We start from the raw sequence: 22,009 nt of genomic DNA on the forward strand, positions 1-22,009 counted from the left end.
GTTCACGTAAAGTAGGCGTCGGGTATGTCAGGCGGTTTTGGCCTCTTGCTGGGCCGCCAGCAGGCGTTTGCATTCGTCTTCGTGCGCGGTGATCTCGGCCAGCGACATTTCGATGTCCTCGCGCTGCTGTTCCAGGGTCTGGCGGTGCTGGGCCAGCACGCCGAGGAAACGGTTCATCTGGGCGCTGGTGTCCTTGGGCGTCTCGTACATGTCGACCAGGCTTTTGATTTCGGACAGCGACAGGCCGAGGCGCTTGCCGCGCAAGGTCAGCTTGAGGCGGGTGCGGTCGCGCGGCGTGTAGACGCGGCTGCGGCCGCCGGCGCCTTCGCGGGACGGGCTCAGCAAGCCTTGGTCCTCGTAGAAGCGGATGGCGCGCGCCGTGATGTCGAATTCACGGGCCAGTTCGGTAATGGTATAGGTAGGCATCGGGTTCAGGGCGGTAGGTCGTTCGATTTCCGTTTACGTCAACGTCATGGATATTGTAGCGCGCCTGGCGCCCGGCCGGCGGCTATCGGCGGCGATCGGCGCCAACTGTGGCCTACTGGTATCGTGCGACGTCGATCCCGGGCCGGCGCGATCATACGCTTCCGCGCAAAAGTGGTATGGCTTTCGCCGGGCAACTAGTGATAAGATTTGCAACTTCACCACCCCCATAAGAGAGAGCGAGAAGTTGCCTCTTTTGCAGTGGCCGACCAAACATAATTTGGTCGGCCTGCGTGCCGGCATCCGCGCTTACAGAGGATAGAATGCCAATTTCGACATCCCATCACGTCACCTTCAGCGCTCGTCTTCAAGAGACTGACTTTCATGACGCAACGTGAAATAGTGCACCTATGAACTCTTCCAATGAACGCGAAAGCTTTAGCCAGCGCTTGCAGCAGGCTCTTAAGAACGCCCACTACTCGCCCGACAGCCCCACACGGCTGGCCAGGGAATTTAATATTCGGTTTGATGGCAGACCGATCACAGTCCACGCGGCCCGCAAATGGCTGGTGGGCGAGGCCATCCCGACCCAGGAAAAGCTGCGCATGATCGCGCAGTGGTTGGGTGTGCCCGCCGAGTGGCTGCGCTTCGGCGGCGCCGAGGCGGGCGCCCCGGCCGGCGAAAACGGCACCGGCGTGTCCCGCTTCGAGTCGGCCGACGTCAAATTAATCGCCGATTTACAGCGCCTGGACGAGCATCATCGGCAAATCGCACGCGAATTTATTCGCATGCTGGTACGGGTGAACTACCAAAAGTAGTCATTTTAAGTACTGGTACGGAGTTATATCGACTGTTTGTGGCGACTTTTCGGACGGATGCGGTGTGAAACTAGTTTCATGATTTCACCAGTTTTTGTTCGGAAAAGTTGCATTTGAAGTGGTGACTTTTTATTTTGGGCCCCTTTGCGAATTGTCATCGTTTCGACATGGATTTCAGGCACAATGGGGAGTCAGCGCCGCTGAACCGCAGCATTTACTTCGGAGCCAAGCTTTTGAGCCGTCCTATGAAAAGTAACTACAGCAATGTCGCGCAGCTAAAAGATTTGATGACCGTCCCTCCGATGACCGCCGCCCAGCATGCCGAGGTGATGCGCAAGCGCATCGCCCATCGCCGCATGGTGGAGGAAGCCAGGGATTTGAAAAAAGCCAGCGGATCGCAGTTCGATAAGCGCTAGGCGGGACCGGCACCATCTTCGTTGGACGGGCTGGCTGGTTTCATACCGGCCCAGCGCGGGGCCAGCGTGTGCTCGATGCCGAACAGGTCGATGACCCGGCCCACGGTGTGGTCCACCATCTCCGCAATGCTTTGCGGATTGTGATAAAAGCCCGGCAGCGGCGGGTAGATAATGCCGCCCATCTCCGTTACCGCCGTCATGTTGCGCAAGTGCGCGAGATTGAACGGCGTCTCCCTCACCATCAGCACCAGCCGGCGGCGCTCCTTGAGCGCCACGTCGGCCGCGCGCGCGATCAGGTTGTCCGACAGGCCGTGCGCCACGGACGCCAAGGTCTTCATCGAGCAGGGCGCGACGATCATCCCTTCGGATTGGAAGGAGCCGCTGGCGATCGACGCGCCGACGTCGCGCACCTTGTGCACCACGTGGGCGTAGGATTCGACTTCCTTGCGCTGCAGGCCGGTTTCCTGGTGCAGCGTGAGGACGGCCGCGTCGGAGACGATCAGATGCGTCTCGACGAGTGGAGTGTGTTGCAAATGTTGCAGCAGACGCACGCCATACACGGCGCCGGTGGCGCCGGTGATGGCGATGATTATCCGCCGGGCCACGAATGGCCGGGGGCGATCAGGCATCCAGCAGGGCTTTCAGCTCGCCGGACTCGAACATCTCGTTCATGATGTCCGAACCGCCGATGAACTCGCCTTTAACGTAGAGCTGCGGAATGGTCGGCCAGTTCGAGTAGTCCTTGATGCCTTGGCGCACTTCCGGATCTTCCAGCACGTTGACGGTGGCGATGTTCTCGACGCCGCAGGCTTTCAGGATCTGGATGGCGCGGCCGGAGAAGCCGCATTGCGGGAACTGGGCGGTGCCCTTCATGAACAGCACCACCGGGGTGCCGGTCACGGTTTCTTTGATCCAGGTTTGTACGTCGCTCATAGCTGCCTCAGTGTAAATAAGTATTAGGTGCGCACATTTTATAAGAAATGCGGCCCCCGCGTACTTGACATGGCGAAAAACCGCGCTAATATGTCGTGTATCGGTATATCGAGTCTCGATATACCGGGTAACGATACAAGGATGTGCGATGGCTGACGCTGAATGCTCGAAATACCTGCCGCTGTCGGAGGCGACCTTCTATGTGATGCTGGCGCTGAACGAGCCCCTGCACGGCTACGCCATCATGCAGAAGGTCGAGGCGATGAGCGGCGGTAACGTCACGTTGGGGCCGGGCACCTTGTACGGCGTGTTCGGCACCCTGGAAAAACAGGCGCTCATCGTCAAGGTGGCGGAAGCGGAGCGGCGCAAGGTGTACGCGCTGACCGAACTGGGGCGGGCGGTGCTCGGCGAGCAGGTGCGCCGACTGGAAATCATGGTCGGTAACGCGCGGGCGTTGCTGTAGACGACTTGACGGAGGTTGTGTGGACGAAGCGAGCAAAGTGGGGTTGGTAAGAAAGTTCAAGGTTTGGTTTGCCTGGCAGGACGAGGCGCATGGGCAATGGCTACAGCGGATGGCGGCGCGGGGCTTGCATCTGCGCGCGCTGAACTGGCTGGGCATCCACACCTTTGAGCGCGGCGCGCCCGCCGACGTGGCCTATCGCTGGGATGTGGGCGCCGACTTGGGCGATCTGACATATCAGCAACTGTTGGAGGACGCCGGCTGGGAATACGTGACGGTGAGTGGCGGTCAGCTCTGCTGGCGCAAGCCGCTGCGGCCCGGGCAGACGGTGGAAATTCTCACCGATACCGAGGATAAGGTACGCAGATATCGGCGCATGATGGTGCCGCATGCCGCGCTGGCCTTGTTTTGCTTGGTGTTTTTCAAAAGGGACTGGGCTAACCTGACGGGGGACAACCTTTTTTTCACCGCGTTAAGCGGGGTTTCCCTGGCGATCCTGGCGATAAATTTGTATAGCCTTGCCGGGTTGGCCCGGCGTATCTCTGTCCTGCGGCGTTCGTTGTAAAGCCGCCAATGTCGGGGACTGGCGCCGACATTGGCGGAAACGCCGCGATGGGACATCGACGAGCCGCCGACCCGCACACATGGCGGATTACGCTGCGCTAATCCGCCCTACGTGGTTTAGACGAAAGTCGATGTAGGTGGCCAATGTCGGGGTCTGGCCCCGACACTCTCCCTAGCCGCGCAGTTTGGCGAACGCGGCGGCCATGCTTCCGCCGATCGGCTCGGCGCGGGCGGTTTGCTTCTGGTGCTGGCCCATACTCTTGCGGTCGGTGCGGTCGCTACGCTGCTGCGGCTGGGCGCCGGCCTGCGGGGCGCTGTCGGTCAGGCGCATTGTCAAAGCGATACGCTTGCGCTTTTCGTCCACTTCCAGCACCTTCACTTTGACCACCTGGCCGGCTTTGACCACCGTGTGCGGGTCCTTGACGAAGGTGTTCGACAGGGCGGAAATGTGCACCAGGCCGTCCTGGTGCACGCCGATGTCGACGAAGGCGCCGAACGCGGCCACGTTGGTGACCACGCCTTCCAGGATCATGTCCGGACGCAGGTCGCGGATCTCTTCGACGCCATCCTTGAAGGTGGCCGTGGTGAACTCGGGACGCGGATCGCGCCCCGGCTTTTCCAGCTCCTTCAAAATATCGGTGATGGTCGGCACGCCGAATTTGTCGTCGGCGTACTTGGCCGGGCTGAGCGACTTGATCAGCGCGGTTTCGCCGATGACGGCCTTGATGTCCTTCTTGATGTCGCCAAGGATTTTCTCGACCAGCGGGTACGATTCCGGGTGCACCGCCGAGGCGTCCAGCGGGTTTTCTCCGCCCATCACGCGCAGGAAGCCGGCCGCCTGCTCGAAGGTCTTGTCGCCCAGGCGCGGCACCGACTTGAGCGCGGCGCGCGAGGCGAAGGCGCCCTTGACGTCGCGGTACGAGACGATGGCCTGCGCCACCGACGTCGACAGCCCCGACACGCGCGCCAGCAGCGGCGCCGACGCGGTGTTGACGTCCACGCCCACGGCGTTGACGCAATCCTCGACCACGGCGTCGAGCGAGCGCGCCAGCTGGGTTTGCGAGACATCGTGCTGGTACTGGCCCACGCCGATCGATTTCGGGTCGATCTTGACCAGCTCGGCCAGCGGGTCCTGCAGCCGGCGCGCGATCGAGACGGCGCCGCGCAGCGAGACGTCCATGTCCGGCAGTTCGCGCGAGGCGAATTCGGACGCCGAGTACACCGAGGCGCCCGCCTCCGAGACGACGATCTTGGTCATCTTCTGTTCCGGATGCCGCTTGATCAGGTCCTGCGCCAGCTTGTCCGTTTCGCGCGAGGCGGTGCCGTTGCCGATCGAGATCAGCGAGACGTTGTGCTTGGCGGCCAGGCGTCCCAGGGTGTGCAGCGAGCCGTCCCAGTCGTTCTTCGGCTGGTGCGGATAGATGACGGCGGTGTCGACCACCTTGCCGGTGGCGTCGACCACCGCCACTTTGACGCCGGTGCGCAGGCCCGGGTCCAGGCCCATCGTGGCGCGCTGGCCGGCCGGCGCGGCCAGCAGCAAGGCTTTCAAATTGGTGGCGAAGACGTTGATCGCGTCCAGTTCGGACCGCTCGCGCAACGCGCCCATCAATTCGGTCTCCAGGTGCATGAAGCTTTTCACGCGCCACGTCCAGCGCGCCGTGTCAGCCAGCCATTTGTCGGCCGCGCGGCCCTGGTTCTTGATGCCGAAGCGGGCGGCGATGCGGCCTTCGCACGGATTGTGCGGCGCGTCCCACTTCGGTTTCTCCGCTTCGGTATCGAGCCGCAGGGTGACGTCGAGGATGCCTTCGCGGCGCCCGCGCATCAGCGCCAGCGCGCGGTGCGAGGGCACGGTCGCAATGGTTTCCGAATAATCGAAGTAATCGGCGAATTTTTCGCCTTCGTCTTGCTTTCCTTCAATAACCTTCGATTCAACGATGCCATGCTCTTGTACGTATTCGCGCAACGACTGCAGCAGGGTGGCGTCCTCGGCGAAGCGTTCCATCAGGATTTGACGGGCGCCGTCGAGCGCGGCCTTGGTGTCGGCGACGCCGGGATTGTTGCCGTCGGCGGTGGTGAACGGTTCGCGCAGGAAGCGGGTGGCTTCCGTTTCGGGAGTCAGTTCGGGGTTGGCCAGCAGGCTGTCGGCCAGCGGCGCGAGGCCCGCTTCGATGGCGATTTGCGCTTTGGTGCGGCGTTTTTGTTTGTACGGAAGATATAAGTCTTCCAACCGGGTCTTGTCTTCCGCATGCATGACAGCATCTAATAGGGCTGGTGTCATTTTGTTCTGTTCGGTGATGGATGCCTCGATGGCGGCGCGGCGGTCTTCCAGCTCGCGCAGGTAGCGCAGGCGCTCTTCGAGCAGACGCAGCTGGATGTCGTCGAGGCCGCCGGTGGCTTCCTTGCGGTAACGGGCGATGAAGGGCACGGTGGCGCCTTCGTCCAGCAGGGCGATGGCGGCGGCGACCTGGACCGGTTTAGCGGCAAGTTCGAGGGCAAGACGTTGTTCGATGGAAGGCAGCATGTGGGTCATTCCTTAGCGGTCAAGCCCGGAATGATACGCAATCGGCGCGATTGTGCCAGTCTTGACAGTCCAAATGGACGAAGATATAGCCGATCCGCAAATATTGAACCGTGTTTGAGGCGTCTAAAGACACCAAAGGCACATAAGCACGCGGGTTTTTCAAAAGAATCCGCAAACACGAACGCGTGTATGGCGGATAATATCGCCTGTTGCCGTTTTTGAACCATCTTTGAACAACATGCGACCTATGGATTTTACCCGCGACGACGCCACCGACGAGGTTCCCGCCAAGCCAGCCGCTCCCGCGGCCCCGGCTATTTCAACGCGCCTTCCGCCGCCGCCCGCGAACCAATTGTCGTACGCGGTGGCCACCTGGTTGCAACGGGTGGACGCCGCCGCGCATCCCAAGGCCAAGCTGACCGCGCCGCCGGTCGATAGCGATCCGAAACAAACCCAGTACCGGCTGATCTACGTGATGGCGCCCACCAGCGGCGGCCGCCACGTGGCGCTGTGCCTGTACAAGGCGCGGCTGCGCTCGAACGGCGACGTCGCCGCCGCCACTCCGGTCAGCGAGGTGTTTTCGCTGCTGTCGGCGCCGCCGACCTTCCTGGCGCCCGGCGACGAGGATTTGATCCGTTTCTTTGTCGCCATGCGCAGCGGCCAGAATTCGCAGACCGGCTCGGCCACCGAGCCGCGCGGCAAGATCGGCGCGGCGCTGCTGCAGATGCTGGCCGAGCAGGATAAATTGCTGTGGGCAAACTCGTGGGCCGACGTCGGCAACGGCCTGGTGTATCCGCTCAAGGGTGGCGTGTTGCGCGAAGCCAATCTGGCCTGGCGCGAAGAGGGCAAGGGACTGCGCCTCGGCTGGCAGGTGCAGCCGCCGCCGGGCGCGCGCGCGACCAGCAACGGCGCCGACCAGGTCGATTACATGTTGCCGACCGATCCACCGTGGTACATCGACAACCTGTCGTGCGGCGTGCTGCAACTGAACCAGGGCGGCGCCTCGATTCCGCTGGCCGACCTGCAGGCGCTGGTGGCCCAGGCGCCGTTGCTGACGGCCAACGACAAGATGCGCGTGTCGCAACTGTTGCTGGCCCACGGCCTGCAACAGCTGATGCCGCTGCCGCAGCCATTGCCGCAGCGGGTGCGCGACGACGTCAAGCCGCGCCCGGTGCTGACCCTGGACGCGGCGATGCTGGCCGACGGCTCGCTGCAGCGCTGGCACGATTTCGCCGTGCTGTCGTTCGATTACGACGGCGAGCGCGTCTCCTTCGACCCGTCGCAGCGCGTGGTGCGCCAGAAGGGCGAGGTCACCGAGATCATCCAGCGCGACGCCGCCGCCGAGGAACAGGCGCTGGCCCTGCTGAACGAGCGCCGTTTCCAGGCGCCGACCGCGTTGCCGCTGAGCAGCGTCAAAGGCGGGCTGCTGTTGCCCAGCCAAGCCGAGTGGATACGCTTCGCCCGCGACGGCATCACCGCGCTGAAGGACGAAGGCTGGAAAGTCGAGAAGACCACCAAGTACCGCTATGACGTCATGGAAGTCGGCGACTGGTACGCCGACGTCACTGAAGACCCGGCCGACGGCGGCCGCGCCTGGTTCGAACTGGAGCTGGGCATCATGGTCAACCAGGAGCGCGTGCCGCTGCTGCCCGTGCTGGTGCAATTGATCCGCAACGCGCCCAACGATTTCAATCCGAAGGCCATCGCCAGCCACGGCGACGAGGACCAGATGCTGGCCACCCTGGCCGACGGCGCGCGCGTGGCGCTGCCGTGGGCGCGGATCAAGCCCATCCTGTCTACCTTGGGCGAGCTGTATTTCAGCGACAAGATCAAGACGTCGTTGCGCATGGCTACTTTGGACGCCGCGCGTCTGGACGAGCTGGCCCGCAACGTCGAACTGAACTGGAACGGCGGCGACGAGCTGCGCGAAATGGGCGCGCGCCTGAACCAGTTCGGTGAAGTCAAGAAAGTGGCTACGCCGGCCGGCCTGCAGGCCACCCTGCGCGACTACCAGACCGATGGCTTGTCGTGGATGCAGTTCCTGCGCGAATACGGCTTCGCCGGCATCCTCGCCGACGACATGGGCCTGGGCAAGACGGTGCAAACCCTGGCCCACATCCTGATCGAAAAAGAGGCCGGCCGCCTGACCGCGCCGGCGCTGGTGATCGCGCCGACCAGCCTGATGGGCAACTGGCAGGAGGAGGCGGCCCGTTTCGCGCCGAGCCTGCGCGTGCTGCTGTTGCAGGGCAAGGACCGCATGGGCCAGTTCGACCAGATCGACGGGGCCGACCTGGTGCTGACCACCTACGCGCTGTTGCCGCGCGACGAGGAAAAACTGCGCGAGCACGATTTCCACCTGGTCATCCTCGACGAGTCGCATTACATCAAGAACACCCGCTCCAAAGCCGCGCAAAGCGCCGGCCTGCTGCGCGCGCGCCACCGCCTGTGCCTGTCCGGCACGCCGCTGGAAAACCATCTGGGCGAGCTGTGGTCGCAGTTCCACTTCCTGCTGCCGGGTTTGCTGGGCGACGAGAAGGGCTTCAACAGCGTGTTCCGCCACCCGATCGAGCGCCAGGACGATCCGATGCGCCGGACCTTGCTGAACCGCCGCATCAAGCCTTTCCTGCTGCGCCGGACCAAGGACAACGTCGCCAAGGAGCTGCCGCCGAAGACCGAGATGGTGCGCAAGGTCGAGCTGACCGGCGCCCAGCGCGATCTGTACGAAACCGTGCGCCTGGCGATGGACCAAAAGGTACGCGAGGAAATCGACCGCAAAGGTGTGGCGCGCAGCCAGATCGTGATCCTCGAGGCGCTGCTCAAGCTGCGCCAGGTGTGTTGCGATCCGCGCCTGGTCAAGTCGCTGCCGTCGAAGAAGCAGACGGCCGGCTCGGCCAAATTGATCGACCTGATGCAGATGGTCGAGGACTTGCTGGAGGAAAACCGCAAGATCCTGGTGTTCTCGCAGTTCACCAGCATGCTCGAGCTGATCGAGCAGGAGCTCGAGGCGCGCGACATCCCGTACGCGCTGTTGACCGGTGACACCAAGGACCGCAGCGCGCAGGTGGCGGCCTTCCAGCAGGGCGCGGTGCCGATCTTCCTGATCAGCCTGAAGGCCGGCGGCGTTGGCCTGAACCTGACGGCGGCCGACACGGTGATCCATTACGATCCGTGGTGGAATCCTGCGGCCGAGAACCAGGCCACCGACCGCGCCTGGCGCATCGGCCAGGACAAGCCGGTGTTCGTCTACAAGCTGATCGCCAAGGGCACCCTGGAAGAAAAGATCCAGGTGCTGCAGCAGAAAAAATCCGACCTGGCGCAATCGATCCTGGCCGAGGGCGAGTCGCAGAAAATGGCGCTCACGCAAGAGGATCTGCAACAGATCTTCGCGCCGCTGGTGGAGTAGCGGATGTCGACGGTCGACGAGTTGCGGGCGGCGTTGGCGCTGTCGCGGGCCAACGAGGCACGCTACCGCCTGCTGCTCGACCACAGCACCGAAGTCAGCTGGATGGCCGATTGCGCGACGCTGCGGCTGACCTGGCTCAGTCCCGCAGCCGAGCGCCAGTTCGGCTACACGCTGGCCACCGCCGACACCGTGGCGGCCGGTCTGCTGGGAGATCTGGCCCCGCGCCTGGCGCGCTTCGCGGCCGGTGACGCCAGCCGCCGCCACCTGGTGCGCGAGACCGAACTGGCGCACGCCGACGGCCGCGTGGTGCCGGTCGAAATCGATTCCACCTTGATCCTCGACGACGCCGGCGCGCCGGTGACCGTGGTCGGCGTGGTGCGCGACCTGACGGCGCGCCGCGAACTGGCGGAGCAGCAGAAGAAATTCGCCTCCATGCTGTCGCACGAATTCCGCACGCCGCTGTCGACCATCGACGGCGCCGTGCAGCGCCTGGAGATGACCGGCGCCCATCACGACGAAGGCACCCGCAAGCGCTACCGAAAGATACAGACGGCGGTCGACCGCATGTTGGCGATGCTCGACGAGTACCTGTCGCCGGAGCGCATGGCCAGCATCGGCCGCGCGCGCCAGCCCGACGAGATCTCGCCGGCGGCGCTGCTGCAATCGGTCGCCGAACAGGCCCGCAGCCGACGCAGCCGCGTCGATTTGCGCGTGGAAGCGTTGCCGCAATGGATGCGCTGCGACCCCGCCGGCATCCGCCTGTGCCTGGAAATATTGGTCGACAATGCCATCAAATACACGGATGCGAATACTCCGTTAGAATTGCTGGGCAAAATTGCCAAGGAGGGCGGTGTCGAGTTCCTCGTGCGCGATGGCGGCGCCGGCGTGCCGGAAGCGGAAATGGAAAAAATTTTCGACAAGTCCTACCGCGGCAGCAACGCCTCTGGCGTGCCCGGCTCGGGCCTTGGTTTGTATATGACACGCGCGATCGCCGATGTCCACGGCGGCACGGTCACCGTGCAAAATGTTTCTGAAAGCGGCGCGGAATTTCGGATTTGGCTGCCGGTAGCGACCGTCCCCGGGAAAAGCCTTGCGCGAGCGGGTGGCAACAGTGATAATTCCCCGCATACAAGCTGAAGCAGTACGGGCGCAACGCTCAACAATCGATCAAATGGCGCATCAATGACGCAAATACTTATCGTGGAAGACAATCTGGACTACGCCGAAGAAATGGCGGAGTTCCTGATTGAGCTACAACACGAAGTGCACATCACTAACAACGCCAGCGATATGTGGACGGCCCTAAGCCAGGGAAACGTGGGAGTGGTGGTGCTGGACCTGGGCTTGCCCGATGAGGACGGCTTCAACGTCATACCGCGCATGCGCCAGCTTTACCCGCAGATCGGCCTGCTGGTGCTCACCGGCCGCGTCGCCTTCGACAACCGCATCCTCGGTTTGCGCCTCGGCGCCGACCACTACCTGACCAAGCCGATCAAATTCCCCGAGCTGGCCGCGCACATCGAGGCGCTCGACCGCCGCGTCGGTCCGCAGGAAACCATTCCGCTGCCGAGCAAGTGGACCTTGCGGGTGAGCGCCCGCCAGCTCGAACTGCAGGGCATGGCCATCACCCTGACGGAAAAGGAATGCAATTTCCTGCATCTGCTGACGATTAACACCCGGCCGGTGCCGCGCCAGGTCATCGTTGCCGGCATCGGCGGCGACGATCCGGACGCCGGCCGCCGCGTCGACATGCTGGTGTATCGCCTGCGCAAAAAGGCGCGCACCGGGCTGGGCCAGGATCTGCCGCTGCGCAGCGCCTATGGCGAAGGCTACAGTCTCTCGGCCAGCTTCAATCTGTCCTGATAAAACGGATGTTGATGGTGCCGCTTATGCCGGTAACATTGACAGCCCACCGTAAGTCGCCCTGCGGTTCTTATGCGCGCTCCGCAGGTGCCGCAACGGTACAACTTACCGATGTGTCCGTAACGGGCAATTTGCAAGTTACTAGCACGGACACGGCGCGTGCTTTCTCTCCAAACGTAACAATGCAAAAAATAAGTATCTTCTTGCAAGTTGCCTCCTGCACCAGAATCGAAACGTCATCGCCGCAGGCGCGGCCTTCGTGCACACGGACGCCCTGAGCAGCTCCGTCGCCCGCACCCACGCGGCCAGGACGGTGACCAGCCGCACCCACTCTGAGCCGTACGGCCGCACGGCCGGCGGCACGGTGCCGACCACCATCGGCTTCACCGGCCACGTAAACGATGCCGACACGTGGCTGGTGTACATGAGCAGCGGTATTATGATCCGCTGGCGGGGCGGTTTATGAGCACCGATCCGGTGCTGACGGACTCAAATACGGGCGGGGGCTTTAATCGATATGCTTATGCGAATACAACCGTATAAGTATGTTGATCCTGATGGCCGTTTCATTCAGCTCGCTGTTGGGTTCGGAATCGGCTTTGCGATTGATGTGGGCGCGCAGCACTTCATAGAAAATAAATCGTGGAGCTCGATCGACTATAAAGGTGCAGCTTTTTCTGGAGCAGGCGCCGGCCTTACTGGTGGAATTGGTGGGAAGTTGGCGCAGCAGGCAATCCAAGGACAATAACTGCGGCCCAAGCTATTGCTCGGACCGCGGCCGTCGGCGCTGGCGCCGGGGCGCTCAGTTCTGCAGCTACGGATGGCGCAAGTGGGAATAGCATTAGTTGTGCCAAAGCTGTATCTGGTGCAATCGGGGGAGCAGTAGGTGCAGTGATCGGTGCTAAAGTTGACAATGCTGCAGCTAGCATGCTTGGACGGTTAAGCAGCAGTGGCGGGGTTAACTCCCACCTCGCCGACACGACACGGACCTCAGCTAATTTTGGCGCTACCGTGAATATGGGAGAAACTACGGGTCAGGCGGTGGGTAAAGTCGCATCAGACGCGGCCGTGGGTTCGACCCAAAAGACTATTGAAAGAATGCTGGTCTTTAGGAGAGAGTTTGATGAACAACGTCAAGACAACTATTTTTGATCGAGCAATGTGGTTTGTTTCATGGCTTTGTATTTTGGGCGGTATCGCTACAGGAGTTTACGCTGGTTACGCGATCATGCTGGGCGAGGTTGTCGTAGAGTCGCGTGGCGCTGGATCGTCTATTTATAAATTGGCGCAACAACCTGGGCCATTTTATGGTTTTGTCGCATTTTACATTGTCTGCGCTGTGATCTTTTTCTGGATCGGAGTTTTGTCAAGAGTCAAGAAAAAGACGTGAGTCCGATGAGTCGTCTTAGCAGATAGAGCATGGCGGTGTTGATCGTGGAGGTTAAATCCGCTTTGAGTGTTAATATTGAGATAATTTTTTCGCTTTGGTGGAATATGAAATCCGAGACCGGTGCTACGGCGTCTCGGCCAGCTTTTAATCTGTCCTGATCAAAACAGTTCGCCGGCTTCAAGCTGTCCTGATCAAAACTGTTTATTTGATCTCGCTCAGTGCATTGTGAGAATTTGTGAGTTTCCGTAGGGCATCGTCATCGTAGTATGACTCCTCAACCGCTGTTTTTTTGAGGAGTACTGCGATGCGTTTCACCGATTTGAAAATAGGGGTGCGGCTGGCTGGCGGCTTCGGGCTGGTCATGCTGCTCATCGTTGGCATGGCCATGGCCGGCATCTGGCGCCTGCAGTCGGTCGGCGACCTGACCGAGGAAATGGTCGGCAGCGCCAGCGTCAAGGAGCGCTTGACGGCCGAGTGGCACAACCAGATCGGCATCAGCGGCATCGGCGTGCTGGCCTTCGCCCGCAACACCGAGACGGCCGAGTCCCCCGCGATCACCGAGAAAGCCGCCGCCACGCGGGCGCGCGTCAACGCCATCCAGAAACAACTCGAACCGATGCTCGTCAGCGACGAGGAAAAGGCGCTGCTCGCCGCCGTCGCCTCGGTGCGCAAGGATTACGCGGCCAGCCGCGACGCCATGTTCAAACTGAAGAAGAGCGGCGACATCGAGGCCGCCCGCCGCTTGGCCGACGACCGGCTCGAGCCGCAGTTCGCCGCGTATTTAAGCAGCGTGGCCAAGATCGGCAAGTACGAGGCCGACGTCGGCCGCGAGCTGGCCGCCGACGTGCAGAAACAGTACCGCTCCGGCCAGCACTTCCTGCTGGCGCTGGCGGCCGGCGCGCTGGCGCTGGGCGCCTGGTTCGCCTATGTGATCGGGGTGTCGATCACGCGCCCGATCCACCAGGCGGTGGCGGTGGCGCAAACCGTGGCGGCCGGCGACTTGAGCAGCAAGATCGATGTCCGTGGCAAGGACGAGACCGGCCTGCTGCTGCAGGCGCTGAAGGACATGAACGCCAGCCTGGTCGACATCGTCGGCCAGGTGCGCAGCGGCACCGACACCATCGCCACCGCCTCCGGCGAGATCGCCCATGGCAACCTGGACCTGTCGGCGCGCACCGAGCAGCAGGCCAGCTCGCTGCAGCAGACGGCGTCGTCGATGGAGGAGCTGACCGCCACCGTCAAGCAGAACGGCGACAACTCGCGCCAGGCGCACACGCTGGCGCTGTCGGCGTCCGAGGTGGCCGTCAAGGGCGGCAACGTGGTCGGGCAGGTGGTCGACACCATGTCGGAGATCAACGCGTCGGCGCACAAGATCGTCGATATCATCGCCGTCATCGACGGCATCGCCTTCCAGACCAACATCCTGGCCTTGAACGCGGCGGTCGAGGCGGCGCGCGCCGGCGAGCAGGGACGCGGTTTCGCGGTGGTGGCGTCCGAGGTGCGCAACCTGGCCCAGCGCAGCGCGGCGGCGGCCAAGGAAATCAAAACCCTGATCAGCGATTCGGTCAACAAGGTGGAGACCGGCGCCAAGCTGGTGGCCGAGGCCGGCACCACGATGCGCGAGATCGTCGCCAACGTCGGCCGCGTGACCGATATCATCGGTGAAATCACCAGCGCCAGCGTGGAGCAGACGGCCGGTATCGAGCAGATCAACCGCGCCATCGCGCAGATGGACCAGGTCACGCAGCAGAACGCGGCGCTGGTGGAGGAGGCGGCTGCGGCGTCGGCGGCGCTGGAGGAGCAGAGCGGCGCGCTGGCCAAGGTGGTCAGCGTGTTCCAGCTGTCCCGCCCCGGCGGTAAAAACAGGGACAGAGTCGCGCCGCTTTTGCTGCGCGCGTGAATAATCGGGGACAGAGTGGTGTAGAATCTGCGCTTCGCCCACCGTCGCCTGATTAACTTAGGAAACACGTAGGGCGGATTAGCGCAGCGTAATCCGCCATGCGCCGCCAGCGGCTCATCCATGGCGGATTACGGCGTTCCGCCTAATCCGCCCTACGTGTATCTCGGGCGGCTCTACATTCAACTAATATGGCCCGTCTCCCCCGCCTGATCGTCCCCTCCCAGCCGCACCACGTCATCCAGACCGGCAATAACGACCAGCTGATCTTCCATGATGCCGAGGATTACCAGGCTTTCCACGGCTGGCTGCGCACCGCCGCCAAGAATCACAAGGTAGCGGTCCACGCCTACGTCCTGATGCCCAACCACCTGCATTTGCTGGTCACGCCGTCGGACGAAAACGGCCTGGGGCAGATGATGCAGTGGATCGGCCGCTATTACGTCCCCTACTTCAACCAGAAATATAGCCGCAGTGGAACTTTGTGGAACGGACGCTACAAAACCTCGCTGATCGACGCGGACGAATATTTCATGCTGTGCAGCCGTTATATCGAGTTCAACCCGGTCCGCAACGGCATGGTCAGCCGCGCCGAGGACTATCCCTGGTCCAGCTATTGTCATCACGCCGGCATCCGCTCGGACGGCCTGGTGGTCGACCACGCGCAGTTCTGGGCGCTTGGCAATACGCCTTTCCAGCGCGAGGCGGCATACACCGCCATGAGCGAGCCGCCGCTGACGGACGAGCAGATCGCCTCGATCAGCAAGGCGCTGCTCAAGGGCTGGCCGCTGGGGTCGGACCAGTTCAAGACGGCATTACAGAACAAGGTCAAGCGCCAGGTCCTGCCGGCGAAACGGGGCCGTCCCTTCAAAATCAAGACCGACTTCGCCTGAGCTAATTCGGCCAAACCGCAGGAAGCTGACGTTCCTGCGGTTTTTCTTTATGCGGTTTCACTCTGTCCCTAATTAAAATTTTTAGCAACTTCAAAAAATTTAATTCGACTCCGACCCTATTTGTTATGGTTGTCTTTTACGCTGCATTGCACTACTCTAGTTTCCATTAGCCTAATTGCCAGCGGAGAAGCCACATGAAAGCCCAAGGTCTGTACGATCCTTCCAATGAACACGATGCCTGCGGCGTCGGATTCGTCGCCCACATCAAGGGAAATAAAAGCCACTCCATCGTCGAACAGGGTCTGCTGATCCTGAAGAACCTCGATCACCGGGGCGCCGTCGGCGCCGATGCGCTGATGGGCGACGGTGCCGGTATCCTGATCCAGATCCCGGACCAGTACTACCGCGACGAGATGGCCAAGCAAGGCGTGGAACTGCCGCCTCCGGGCGAATACGGCGTCGGCATGGTGTTCCTGCCGAAGGAAAACGCATCCCGCATCGCCTGTGAACAGGAAATCGAGCGCTCGGTGCGCGCCGAGGGCCAGGTCGTGCTGGGCTGGCGCAACGTGCCGGTCGATTGCGACATGCCGATGTCGCCGACCGTGCGTGCCAAAGAGCCGGTCATTCGCCAAATCTTCATCGGCCGCGGCGCCGACATCATGGTGACCGACGCGCTGGAACGCAAGCTGTATGTGATCCGCAAATCGTCCGGCCACGCCATCCAGGCGCTCAAGTTGCTGCACGGTAAGGAATTCTTCGTCGCCTCGATGTCCGCCCGCACCATCGTCTATAAAGGCCTGCTGCTGGCCGACCAGGTCGGCGTGTACTACAAGGACTTGCAGGACGCGCGCTGCGTGTCGGCGCTGGCGTTGGTGCACCAGCGTTTCTCGACCAACACCTTCCCGGAATGGCCGCTGGCCCACCCGTACCGCCTGATCGCCCACAACGGCGAGATCAACACCGTCAAAGGCAACTTCAACTGGATGCGCGCGCGCGAAGGCGTGATGAAGTCGGCCGTGCTGGGCGAAGACCTGCAGAAACTGTTCCCGCTGATCTATGAAGGCCAGTCGGACACCGCCTGCTTCGACAACGCGCTCGAACTGCTGCTGATGGCGGGCTATCCGATCGCCCAGGCGATGATGATGATGATCCCGGAAGCCTGGGAGAATCACGGCACGATGGACGACAATCGCCGTGCGTTCTACGAATATCACGCCGCGATGATGGAACCATGGGATGGCCCGGCGGCCATGGCCTTCACCGACGGCCGCTACATCGGCGGCACCCTGGACCGCAACGGTTTGCGTCCGGCGCGTTACATCGTCACCGACGACGATCTGGTGGTGATGGCGTCGGAATCGGGCGTGTTGCCGATTCCCGAGTCGAAAATCATCCAGAAATGGCGTTTGCAGCCGGGCAAGATGTTCCTGATCGACCTGGAAGCGGGCCGCATCATCGACGATAAAGAGCTCAAAGACACCTACGCCAACGCCAAGCCGTACAAGGCGTGGATCAACGCCGTGCGCATCAAGCTCAACGAGATCAAGCTGAGCGAAAGCCAGCTGGCGCACAACCGCGTCAAGTACAGCGCCGCGCCGGGCGAAAAAGCCGTCGCTTCCGTGCTGGACCGCCAGCAGGCGTTCGGCTACACCCAGGAAGACCTGAAGTTCCTGATGGCGCCGATGGCCGCCGCCGGCGAAGAGGCGACCGGCTCGATGGGCAACGACTCGCCGCTGGCCGTCATGTCCAACAAGCTCAAGCCGCTGTACAACTACTTCAAGCAGCTGTTCGCCCAGGTGACCAACCCGCCGATCGACCCGATCCGCGAAGCGATGGTGATGTCGCTGGTGTCGTTCATCGGCCCGAAACCGAACCTGCTGGACACCAACAACGTCAACCCGCCGATGCGCCTCGAAGTGTCGCAGCCGATCCTGGGCTTCGACGACATGGCCCGTCTGCGCGGCATCAGCCTGCACACCGGCGGCAAGTTCAAGTCGTACGAGCTGAGCATCTGCTACCCGCTGAGCTGGGGTAAGGAAGGCATTGAAGCCTGCCTGGCCTCGCTGTGCGCGGAAGCGGTCGACGCCGTCAAGTCCGGCCACAACATCCTGATCGTCTCGGACCGCTCGATCGGCGTCGATCGTGTCGCCATCCCCGCGCTTCTGGCCACATCGACCGTGCATCAACACCTGGTCAGCAAGGGCCTGCGCGCCTCGACCGGCCTGGTCGTCGAAACCGGTTCGGCCCGCGAGACCCACCACTTCGCGCTGCTGGCAGGCTACGGCGCCGAAGCGATCCACCCGTACCTGGCGATGGAAACCCTGGTCGAGCTGGCGCACGGCATGCCGGGCGACATGTCCGGCGACAAGGCCGTCTACAACTACACCAAGGCCATCGGCAAGGGCTTGATGAAGGTGATGTCGAAGATGGGCATCTCCACTTATATGTCGTACTGCGGCGCGCAGATCTTCGAAGCCGTCGGCTTGAACAAGTCGCTGGTCGACAAGTACTTCAAGGGCACCGCCTCGAACGTCGAAGGTATCGGCGTGTTCGAAGTGGCCGAGGAGGCGCTGCGCCTGCACAACCTGGCCTTCGGCGACGATCCGGTGCTGGCCAACCATCTGGACGCCGGCGGCGAGTACGCCTTCCGCGTGCGCGGCGAGGACCACCTGTGGACCCCGGACGCGATCGCGAAGCTGCAGCATTCGACCCGCAGCAACAACTTCTCCAGCTATAAAGAGTACGCGCAGATCATCAACGACCAGAGCAAGCGCCACCTGACCTTGCGCGGCCTGTTCGAGTTCAAGCTGGACCCGACCAAGGCGATCCCGCTGGAGGAAGTCGAGCCGGCCAAGGAAATAGTCAAGCGTTTCGCCACCGGCGCGATGTCGATGGGTTCGATCTCGACCGAGGCGCATGCGACCCTGGCCGTGGCGATGAACCGCATCGGCGGCAAGTCCAACACCGGCGAAGGCGGCGAGGATCCATCGCGCTACACGATGGAGCTGAAAGGCATCAAGATCAAGCAGGGCGAGACCATGGCCTCGGTCATGGGCAAAGAGCAGATGGTGGTCGACATTCCATTGCAGGAAGGCGATTCGCTGCGCTCGCGCATCAAGCAGGTGGCTTCGGGCCGTTTCGGCGTCACCGCCGCCTACCTGAACTCGGCCGACCAGATCCAGATCAAGATGGCCCAGGGCGCCAAGCCTGGCGAAGGCGGCCAGCTGCCCGGCCATAAAGTGTCGGAATACATCGCCACGCTGCGCTTCTCGGTGCCGGGCGTGGGGCTGATCTCGCCGCCGCCACACCACGACATCTATTCGATCGAAGACTTGGCGCAGCTGATCCACGATCTGAAGAACGCCAACCCGCGCGCCTCGATCTCGGTCAAGCTGGTGTCGGAAGTGGGCATCGGCACCGTCGCCGCCGGCGTCACCAAGGCCAAGGCCGACCACGTCGTGGTCGCCGGCCATGACGGCGGCACGGGCGCTTCGCCATTGTCGTCGGTCAAGCACGCCGGCACGCCGTGGGAGCTGGGCCTGGCCGAAACGCAGCAAACGCTGGTCTTGAACGGCCTGCGCAGCCGCATCCGCGTCCAGGCCGACGGCCAGATGCGCACCGGCCGCGACGTCGTCATCGCCGCCATGCTGGGCGCCGATGAAATCGGCTTCGCCACCGCGCCGCTGGTGGTCGAGGGTTGCATCATGATGCGCAAATGCCACCTGAACACCTGCCCGGTCGGCGTCGCCACGCAGGACCCTGTGCTGCGCGCCAAGTTCTCCGGCAAGCCGGAATACGTGGTCAACTACTTCTTCTTCGTCGCCGAGGAAGCCCGCCAGCTGATGGCGCAACTGGGCATCCGCACCTATGACGAGCTGATCGGCCGCGTCGACCTGCTGGACAAATCGAAGGCGATCACGCACTGGAAGGCCAAGGGCCTGGACTTCAGCGCCATCTTCTACCAGCCGGAAGTGCAGGACGGCCATTCGATCTATCACACGATGGAGCAGGATCACGGCCTCGACAAGGCGCTCGACCACAAGCTGATCGCGCAAGCCAAGGCCGCGCTGGAGAAGGGCGAGCGCGTCTCGTTCATCTCGCCGGTGCGCAACGTCAACCGCACCGTCGGCACCATGCTGTCGGGCGAAGTGGCCAAGCGCTACGGCCACGCCGGTTTGCCGGACGACACCATCCACATCCAGCTGCAAGGCACGGCGGGTCAATCGGCCTGCGCCTTCCTGGCGCACGGCATCACGATCGACCTGGTGGGCGAAGGCAACGATTACGTCGGCAAGGGCTTGTCGGGCGGCCGCATCATCGTGCGTCCGAACACCGAGTTCCGCGGCTGGGCCGTCAACAACATCATCATCGGTAACACGGTGCTGTACGGCGCGATCAGCGGCGAAGCCTTCTTCAACGGCGTGGCCGGCGAGCGTTTCGCGGTGCGCAACTCGGGCGCCACGGCGATCGTCGAGGGCACCGGCGACCACGGTTGCGAATACATGACCGGCGGCACCGTCGTCGTGCTGGGCTGCACCGGACGCAACTTCGCGGCTGGCATGTCGGGCGGCATCGCCTACGTGTACGACCCGGACGGCGATTTCGAATCGCGCTGCAACACCGCGATGGTGACCCTGGAGCCGGTGCTGACCGCCAAGCAGCAGGAAGCGGACAAGGCCACATGGCACATCCAGCACAAGGACAACGGCGCGGAAGCGGACGAGGTGATCCTGAAGCGCTTGATCGAGCGTCACTTCAAGCACACCGGGAGCACGCGCGCCCGTCTGTTGCTGGACAACTGGGCCGATGGCCGCAGCAAGTTCGTCAAGGTATTCCCAAGCGAATACAAACGCGCCCTGGCCGAGATGGCCGAGGACGTGGCGAACGAAGCCGCCACCGTCCAGCCGATCGCCGCCTGAGCCGCAGTCGACCTCTGACCGAACATATTTAAGGATTTATCGTGGGTAAAATCACCGGTTTCATGGAATTCCAGCGCCAGGACGAGGGCTATCTGCCACCAGCGGCGCGTTTGAAGAACTACGCCGAGTTCGTCATCCCCCTGACCAACGAGCAGGCCAAGGTGCAGGGCGCGCGCTGCATGGATTGCGGCATCCCGTTCTGCAACACGGGCTGCCCGGTCAACAACATCATCCCGGACTGGAACGATCTGGTTTATCGCGGCAACTACCGCGAAGCGCTCGACACGCTGCATTCGACCAACAACTTCCCGGAATTCACCGGCCGCATCTGCCCGGCGCCGTGCGAGTCGGCCTGTACCCTGGGCATCAACAATGATCCGGTCGGCATCAAGTCGATCGAGCACAAGATCATCGACGAAGGCTGGGAACACGGCTGGGTCGTGCCGCAGCCTGCGGCCGAACAGACCGGCAAGAAAGTGGCCGTGGTCGGTTCCGGACCGGCCGGCCTGGCGGCGGCGCAGCAGCTGGCGCGCGCCGGCCACGCCGTCACCGTATTCGAGAAAAGCGACCGCGTCGGCGGCCTGCTGCGCTATGGCATTCCAGACTTCAAGATGGAAAAGTCGCATATCGACCGCCGTATCAAGCAGATGGAAGCCGAAGGCGTCGTGTTCCGCACCAGCGTGTTGGTGGGCAAGGACTTCCCGGCCAACGTCAATAACTGGGCCAAGGAAACCATTTTCCCGGAAGACCTGGAAAAAGAATACGACGCGGTCATCCTGGCCGGCGGCGCCGAACAGCCGCGCGACCTGCCGGTGCCGGGTCGTGAGCTGAAGGGCGTGCATTTCGCGATGGACTTCCTGCCGCTGCAAAACAAGGTCAACGCCGGCGACAAGGTCAAGGACCAGTTGAAGGCCACCGGCAAGCACGTGGTCGTCATCGGCGGCGGCGACACCGGTTCCGACTGCGTCGGCACCTCGAACCGCCACGGCGCCGCCTCGGTGACCCAGTTCGAACTGATGCCCATGCCACCGGAACAAGAAAACAAGCCGCTGGTGTGGCCGTACTGGCCGACCAAGCTGCGCACCTCGTCGTCGCACGAGGAAGGTTGCGAGCGTGATTGGGCGGTCGCCACCAAGCGCCTGGAAGGCAAGGGCGGCAAGGTCGAGAAGTTGATCGCCTGCCGCGTCGAGTGGAAAGACGGCAAGATGGCCGAAGTGCCGAACTCGGAATTCGAAATGAAGGCCGACCTGGTGCTGCTGGCGATGGGCTTCGTGTCGCCGGTCGCCAACGTGCTTGACGCGTTCGGCATCGACAAGGATGCGCGCGGCAACGCCAAGGCCACCACCGATGGCGAGGGTTGCTACAAGACTTCCGCGCCTAAAGTGTTTGCCGCCGGCGACGTGCGCCGTGGCCAGTCGCTGGTGGTGTGGGCGATCCGCGAAGGCCGCCAATGCGCGCGCGCGGTCGACGAGTTCCTGATGGGCTATTCCGACCTGCCACGTTAATCTG

19 protein-coding genes are annotated in these 22,009 nt (G+C 62.7%); 15 read left to right on the forward strand and 4 right to left on the reverse strand.

Annotated elements, in window-relative coordinates; genetic code table 11:
• Positions 1-27: 27 nt before the first annotated feature.
• A complete protein-coding gene (locus AC07P1_RS07835) occupies positions 28-426 on the reverse strand; it encodes a MerR family transcriptional regulator (RefSeq protein WP_363507236.1) in 399 nt (132 codons plus the stop codon).
• Positions 427-833: 407 nt separating this feature from the next.
• Between AC07P1_RS07835 and AC07P1_RS07840 the strand changes: the two genes are divergently transcribed.
• Positions 834-1,241: a hypothetical protein gene (locus tag AC07P1_RS07840; protein WP_494695240.1), complete on the forward strand. Its 408-nt coding sequence runs from the start codon at positions 834-836 to the stop codon at positions 1,239-1,241.
• Between the two features lie 245 nt (positions 1,242-1,486).
• Positions 1,487-1,657 carry a hypothetical protein gene (locus AC07P1_RS07845; RefSeq protein ID WP_020703835.1) on the forward strand — a complete coding sequence of 57 codons (171 nt, stop codon included), beginning with the start codon at positions 1,487-1,489 and terminating at the stop codon, positions 1,655-1,657.
• On the opposite strand, the gene AC07P1_RS07850 is transcribed toward AC07P1_RS07845, so the two are convergent.
• Positions 1,654-2,286 (reverse strand): UbiX family flavin prenyltransferase, encoded by a 633-nt coding sequence (locus AC07P1_RS07850; protein ID WP_494695241.1) that lies wholly within the window; start codon positions 2,284-2,286, stop codon positions 1,654-1,656. The genes AC07P1_RS07845 and AC07P1_RS07850 overlap by 4 nt on opposite strands.
• Positions 2,279-2,590 carry a Grx4 family monothiol glutaredoxin gene (gene grxD, locus AC07P1_RS07855; protein WP_315399911.1) on the reverse strand — a complete coding sequence of 104 codons (312 nt, stop codon included), beginning with the start codon at positions 2,588-2,590 and terminating at the stop codon, positions 2,279-2,281. The genes AC07P1_RS07850 and grxD overlap by 8 nt, the downstream gene beginning before the upstream one ends.
• Before the next feature lie 148 nt (positions 2,591-2,738).
• Between grxD and AC07P1_RS07860 the strand changes: the two genes are divergently transcribed.
• Together AC07P1_RS07860 and AC07P1_RS07865 are read left to right on the forward strand one after the other, a co-directional pair.
• Positions 2,739-3,053, forward strand: a complete 315-nt coding sequence (locus AC07P1_RS07860) for a PadR family transcriptional regulator (protein ID WP_494695242.1) — start codon at positions 2,739-2,741, stop codon at positions 3,051-3,053.
• A 19-nt stretch (positions 3,054-3,072) separates the two neighbouring features.
• Positions 3,073-3,615, forward strand: coding sequence for a DUF2812 domain-containing protein (locus AC07P1_RS07865; RefSeq protein ID WP_494695243.1), 543 nt, complete (start codon positions 3,073-3,075; stop codon positions 3,613-3,615).
• A gap of 171 nt (positions 3,616-3,786) precedes the next feature.
• Here AC07P1_RS07865 and AC07P1_RS07870 read toward each other — a convergent pair whose 3' ends face one another.
• Positions 3,787-6,135 carry a Tex family protein gene (locus AC07P1_RS07870; protein ID WP_494695244.1) on the reverse strand — a complete coding sequence of 783 codons (2,349 nt, stop codon included), beginning with the start codon at positions 6,133-6,135 and terminating at the stop codon, positions 3,787-3,789.
• A 247-nt stretch (positions 6,136-6,382) separates the two neighbouring features.
• Between AC07P1_RS07870 and AC07P1_RS07875 the strand changes: the two genes are divergently transcribed.
• The 11 genes from AC07P1_RS07875 to AC07P1_RS07925 all read left to right on the forward strand — a co-directional run bounded on the left by AC07P1_RS07875 (position 6,383) and on the right by AC07P1_RS07925 (position 22,005).
• Complete coding sequence (locus tag AC07P1_RS07875; protein ID WP_494695245.1) at positions 6,383-9,538, forward strand: DEAD/DEAH box helicase; 3,156 nt, start codon at positions 6,383-6,385, stop codon at positions 9,536-9,538.
• A gap of 3 nt (positions 9,539-9,541) precedes the next feature.
• Entirely contained in the window at positions 9,542-10,675 is a 1,134-nt protein-coding gene (locus tag AC07P1_RS07880) for a PAS domain-containing sensor histidine kinase (protein WP_494695246.1), read from the forward strand.
• Between the two features lie 45 nt (positions 10,676-10,720).
• Positions 10,721-11,401: a response regulator transcription factor gene (locus AC07P1_RS07885; RefSeq protein ID WP_494695247.1), complete on the forward strand. Its 681-nt coding sequence runs from the start codon at positions 10,721-10,723 to the stop codon at positions 11,399-11,401.
• Positions 11,402-11,660: 259 nt separating this feature from the next.
• On the forward strand, positions 11,661-11,867 hold the full coding sequence (locus AC07P1_RS07890) for a hypothetical protein (protein WP_494695379.1): 207 nt from the start codon (positions 11,661-11,663) through the stop codon (positions 11,865-11,867).
• A complete protein-coding gene (locus AC07P1_RS07895) occupies positions 11,864-11,944 on the forward strand; it encodes a hypothetical protein (protein ID WP_494695375.1) in 81 nt (26 codons plus the stop codon). Before AC07P1_RS07890 ends, AC07P1_RS07895 begins: the two co-directional genes overlap by 4 nt.
• Positions 11,925-12,149, forward strand: coding sequence for a hypothetical protein (locus tag AC07P1_RS07900; RefSeq protein ID WP_494695248.1), 225 nt, complete (start codon positions 11,925-11,927; stop codon positions 12,147-12,149). The genes AC07P1_RS07895 and AC07P1_RS07900 overlap by 20 nt, the downstream gene beginning before the upstream one ends.
• A gap of 375 nt (positions 12,150-12,524) precedes the next feature.
• Positions 12,525-12,791, forward strand: a complete 267-nt coding sequence (locus AC07P1_RS07905) for a hypothetical protein (RefSeq protein ID WP_494695249.1) — start codon at positions 12,525-12,527, stop codon at positions 12,789-12,791.
• Between the two features lie 304 nt (positions 12,792-13,095).
• Positions 13,096-14,691 (forward strand): methyl-accepting chemotaxis protein, encoded by a 1,596-nt coding sequence (locus tag AC07P1_RS07910; protein WP_494695250.1) that lies wholly within the window; start codon positions 13,096-13,098, stop codon positions 14,689-14,691.
• Positions 14,692-14,879: 188 nt separating this feature from the next.
• Positions 14,880-15,581: an REP-associated tyrosine transposase gene (locus tag AC07P1_RS07915; RefSeq protein ID WP_494695251.1), complete on the forward strand. Its 702-nt coding sequence runs from the start codon at positions 14,880-14,882 to the stop codon at positions 15,579-15,581.
• A 194-nt stretch (positions 15,582-15,775) separates the two neighbouring features.
• A complete protein-coding gene (locus AC07P1_RS07920; RefSeq protein ID WP_494695252.1) occupies positions 15,776-20,500 on the forward strand; it encodes a glutamate synthase-related protein in 4,725 nt (1,574 codons plus the stop codon).
• 41 nt (positions 20,501-20,541) lie between these two features.
• Complete coding sequence (locus AC07P1_RS07925) at positions 20,542-22,005, forward strand: glutamate synthase subunit beta (RefSeq protein WP_494695253.1); 1,464 nt, start codon at positions 20,542-20,544, stop codon at positions 22,003-22,005.
• The last annotated feature ends 4 nt before the right edge of the window (positions 22,006-22,009 follow it).

Source organism: Duganella sp. GW821-FHT07F09, assembly GCF_059418705.1.

What these genes read in the sequence shown, in the direction of transcription:
- AC07P1_RS07835 (WP_363507236.1), bottom strand. Translation starts at nt 426, where the DNA reads ATGCCTACCTATACCATTACCGAACTGGCCCGTGAATTCGACATCACG.
- AC07P1_RS07840 (WP_494695240.1), top strand. Translation starts at nt 834, where the DNA reads ATGAACTCTTCCAATGAACGCGAAAGCTTTAGCCAGCGCTTGCAGCAG.
- AC07P1_RS07845 (WP_020703835.1), top strand. Translation starts at nt 1,487, where the DNA reads ATGAAAAGTAACTACAGCAATGTCGCGCAGCTAAAAGATTTGATGACC.
- AC07P1_RS07850 (WP_494695241.1), bottom strand. Translation starts at nt 2,286, where the DNA reads ATGCCTGATCGCCCCCGGCCATTCGTGGCCCGGCGGATAATCATCGCC.
- grxD (WP_315399911.1), bottom strand. Translation starts at nt 2,590, where the DNA reads ATGAGCGACGTACAAACCTGGATCAAAGAAACCGTGACCGGCACCCCG.
- AC07P1_RS07860 (WP_494695242.1), top strand. Translation starts at nt 2,739, where the DNA reads ATGGCTGACGCTGAATGCTCGAAATACCTGCCGCTGTCGGAGGCGACC.
- AC07P1_RS07870 (WP_494695244.1), bottom strand. Translation starts at nt 6,135, where the DNA reads ATGCTGCCTTCCATCGAACAACGTCTTGCCCTCGAACTTGCCGCTAAA.
- AC07P1_RS07875 (WP_494695245.1), top strand. Translation starts at nt 6,383, where the DNA reads ATGGATTTTACCCGCGACGACGCCACCGACGAGGTTCCCGCCAAGCCA.
- AC07P1_RS07880 (WP_494695246.1), top strand. Translation starts at nt 9,542, where the DNA reads ATGTCGACGGTCGACGAGTTGCGGGCGGCGTTGGCGCTGTCGCGGGCC.
- AC07P1_RS07885 (WP_494695247.1), top strand. Translation starts at nt 10,721, where the DNA reads ATGACGCAAATACTTATCGTGGAAGACAATCTGGACTACGCCGAAGAA.
- AC07P1_RS07895 (WP_494695375.1), top strand. Translation starts at nt 11,864, where the DNA reads ATGAGCACCGATCCGGTGCTGACGGACTCAAATACGGGCGGGGGCTTT.
- AC07P1_RS07900 (WP_494695248.1), top strand. Translation starts at nt 11,925, where the DNA reads ATGCGAATACAACCGTATAAGTATGTTGATCCTGATGGCCGTTTCATT.
- AC07P1_RS07905 (WP_494695249.1), top strand. Translation starts at nt 12,525, where the DNA reads ATGAACAACGTCAAGACAACTATTTTTGATCGAGCAATGTGGTTTGTT.
- AC07P1_RS07910 (WP_494695250.1), top strand. Translation starts at nt 13,096, where the DNA reads ATGCGTTTCACCGATTTGAAAATAGGGGTGCGGCTGGCTGGCGGCTTC.
- AC07P1_RS07915 (WP_494695251.1), top strand. Translation starts at nt 14,880, where the DNA reads ATGGCCCGTCTCCCCCGCCTGATCGTCCCCTCCCAGCCGCACCACGTC.
- AC07P1_RS07920 (WP_494695252.1), top strand. Translation starts at nt 15,776, where the DNA reads ATGAAAGCCCAAGGTCTGTACGATCCTTCCAATGAACACGATGCCTGC.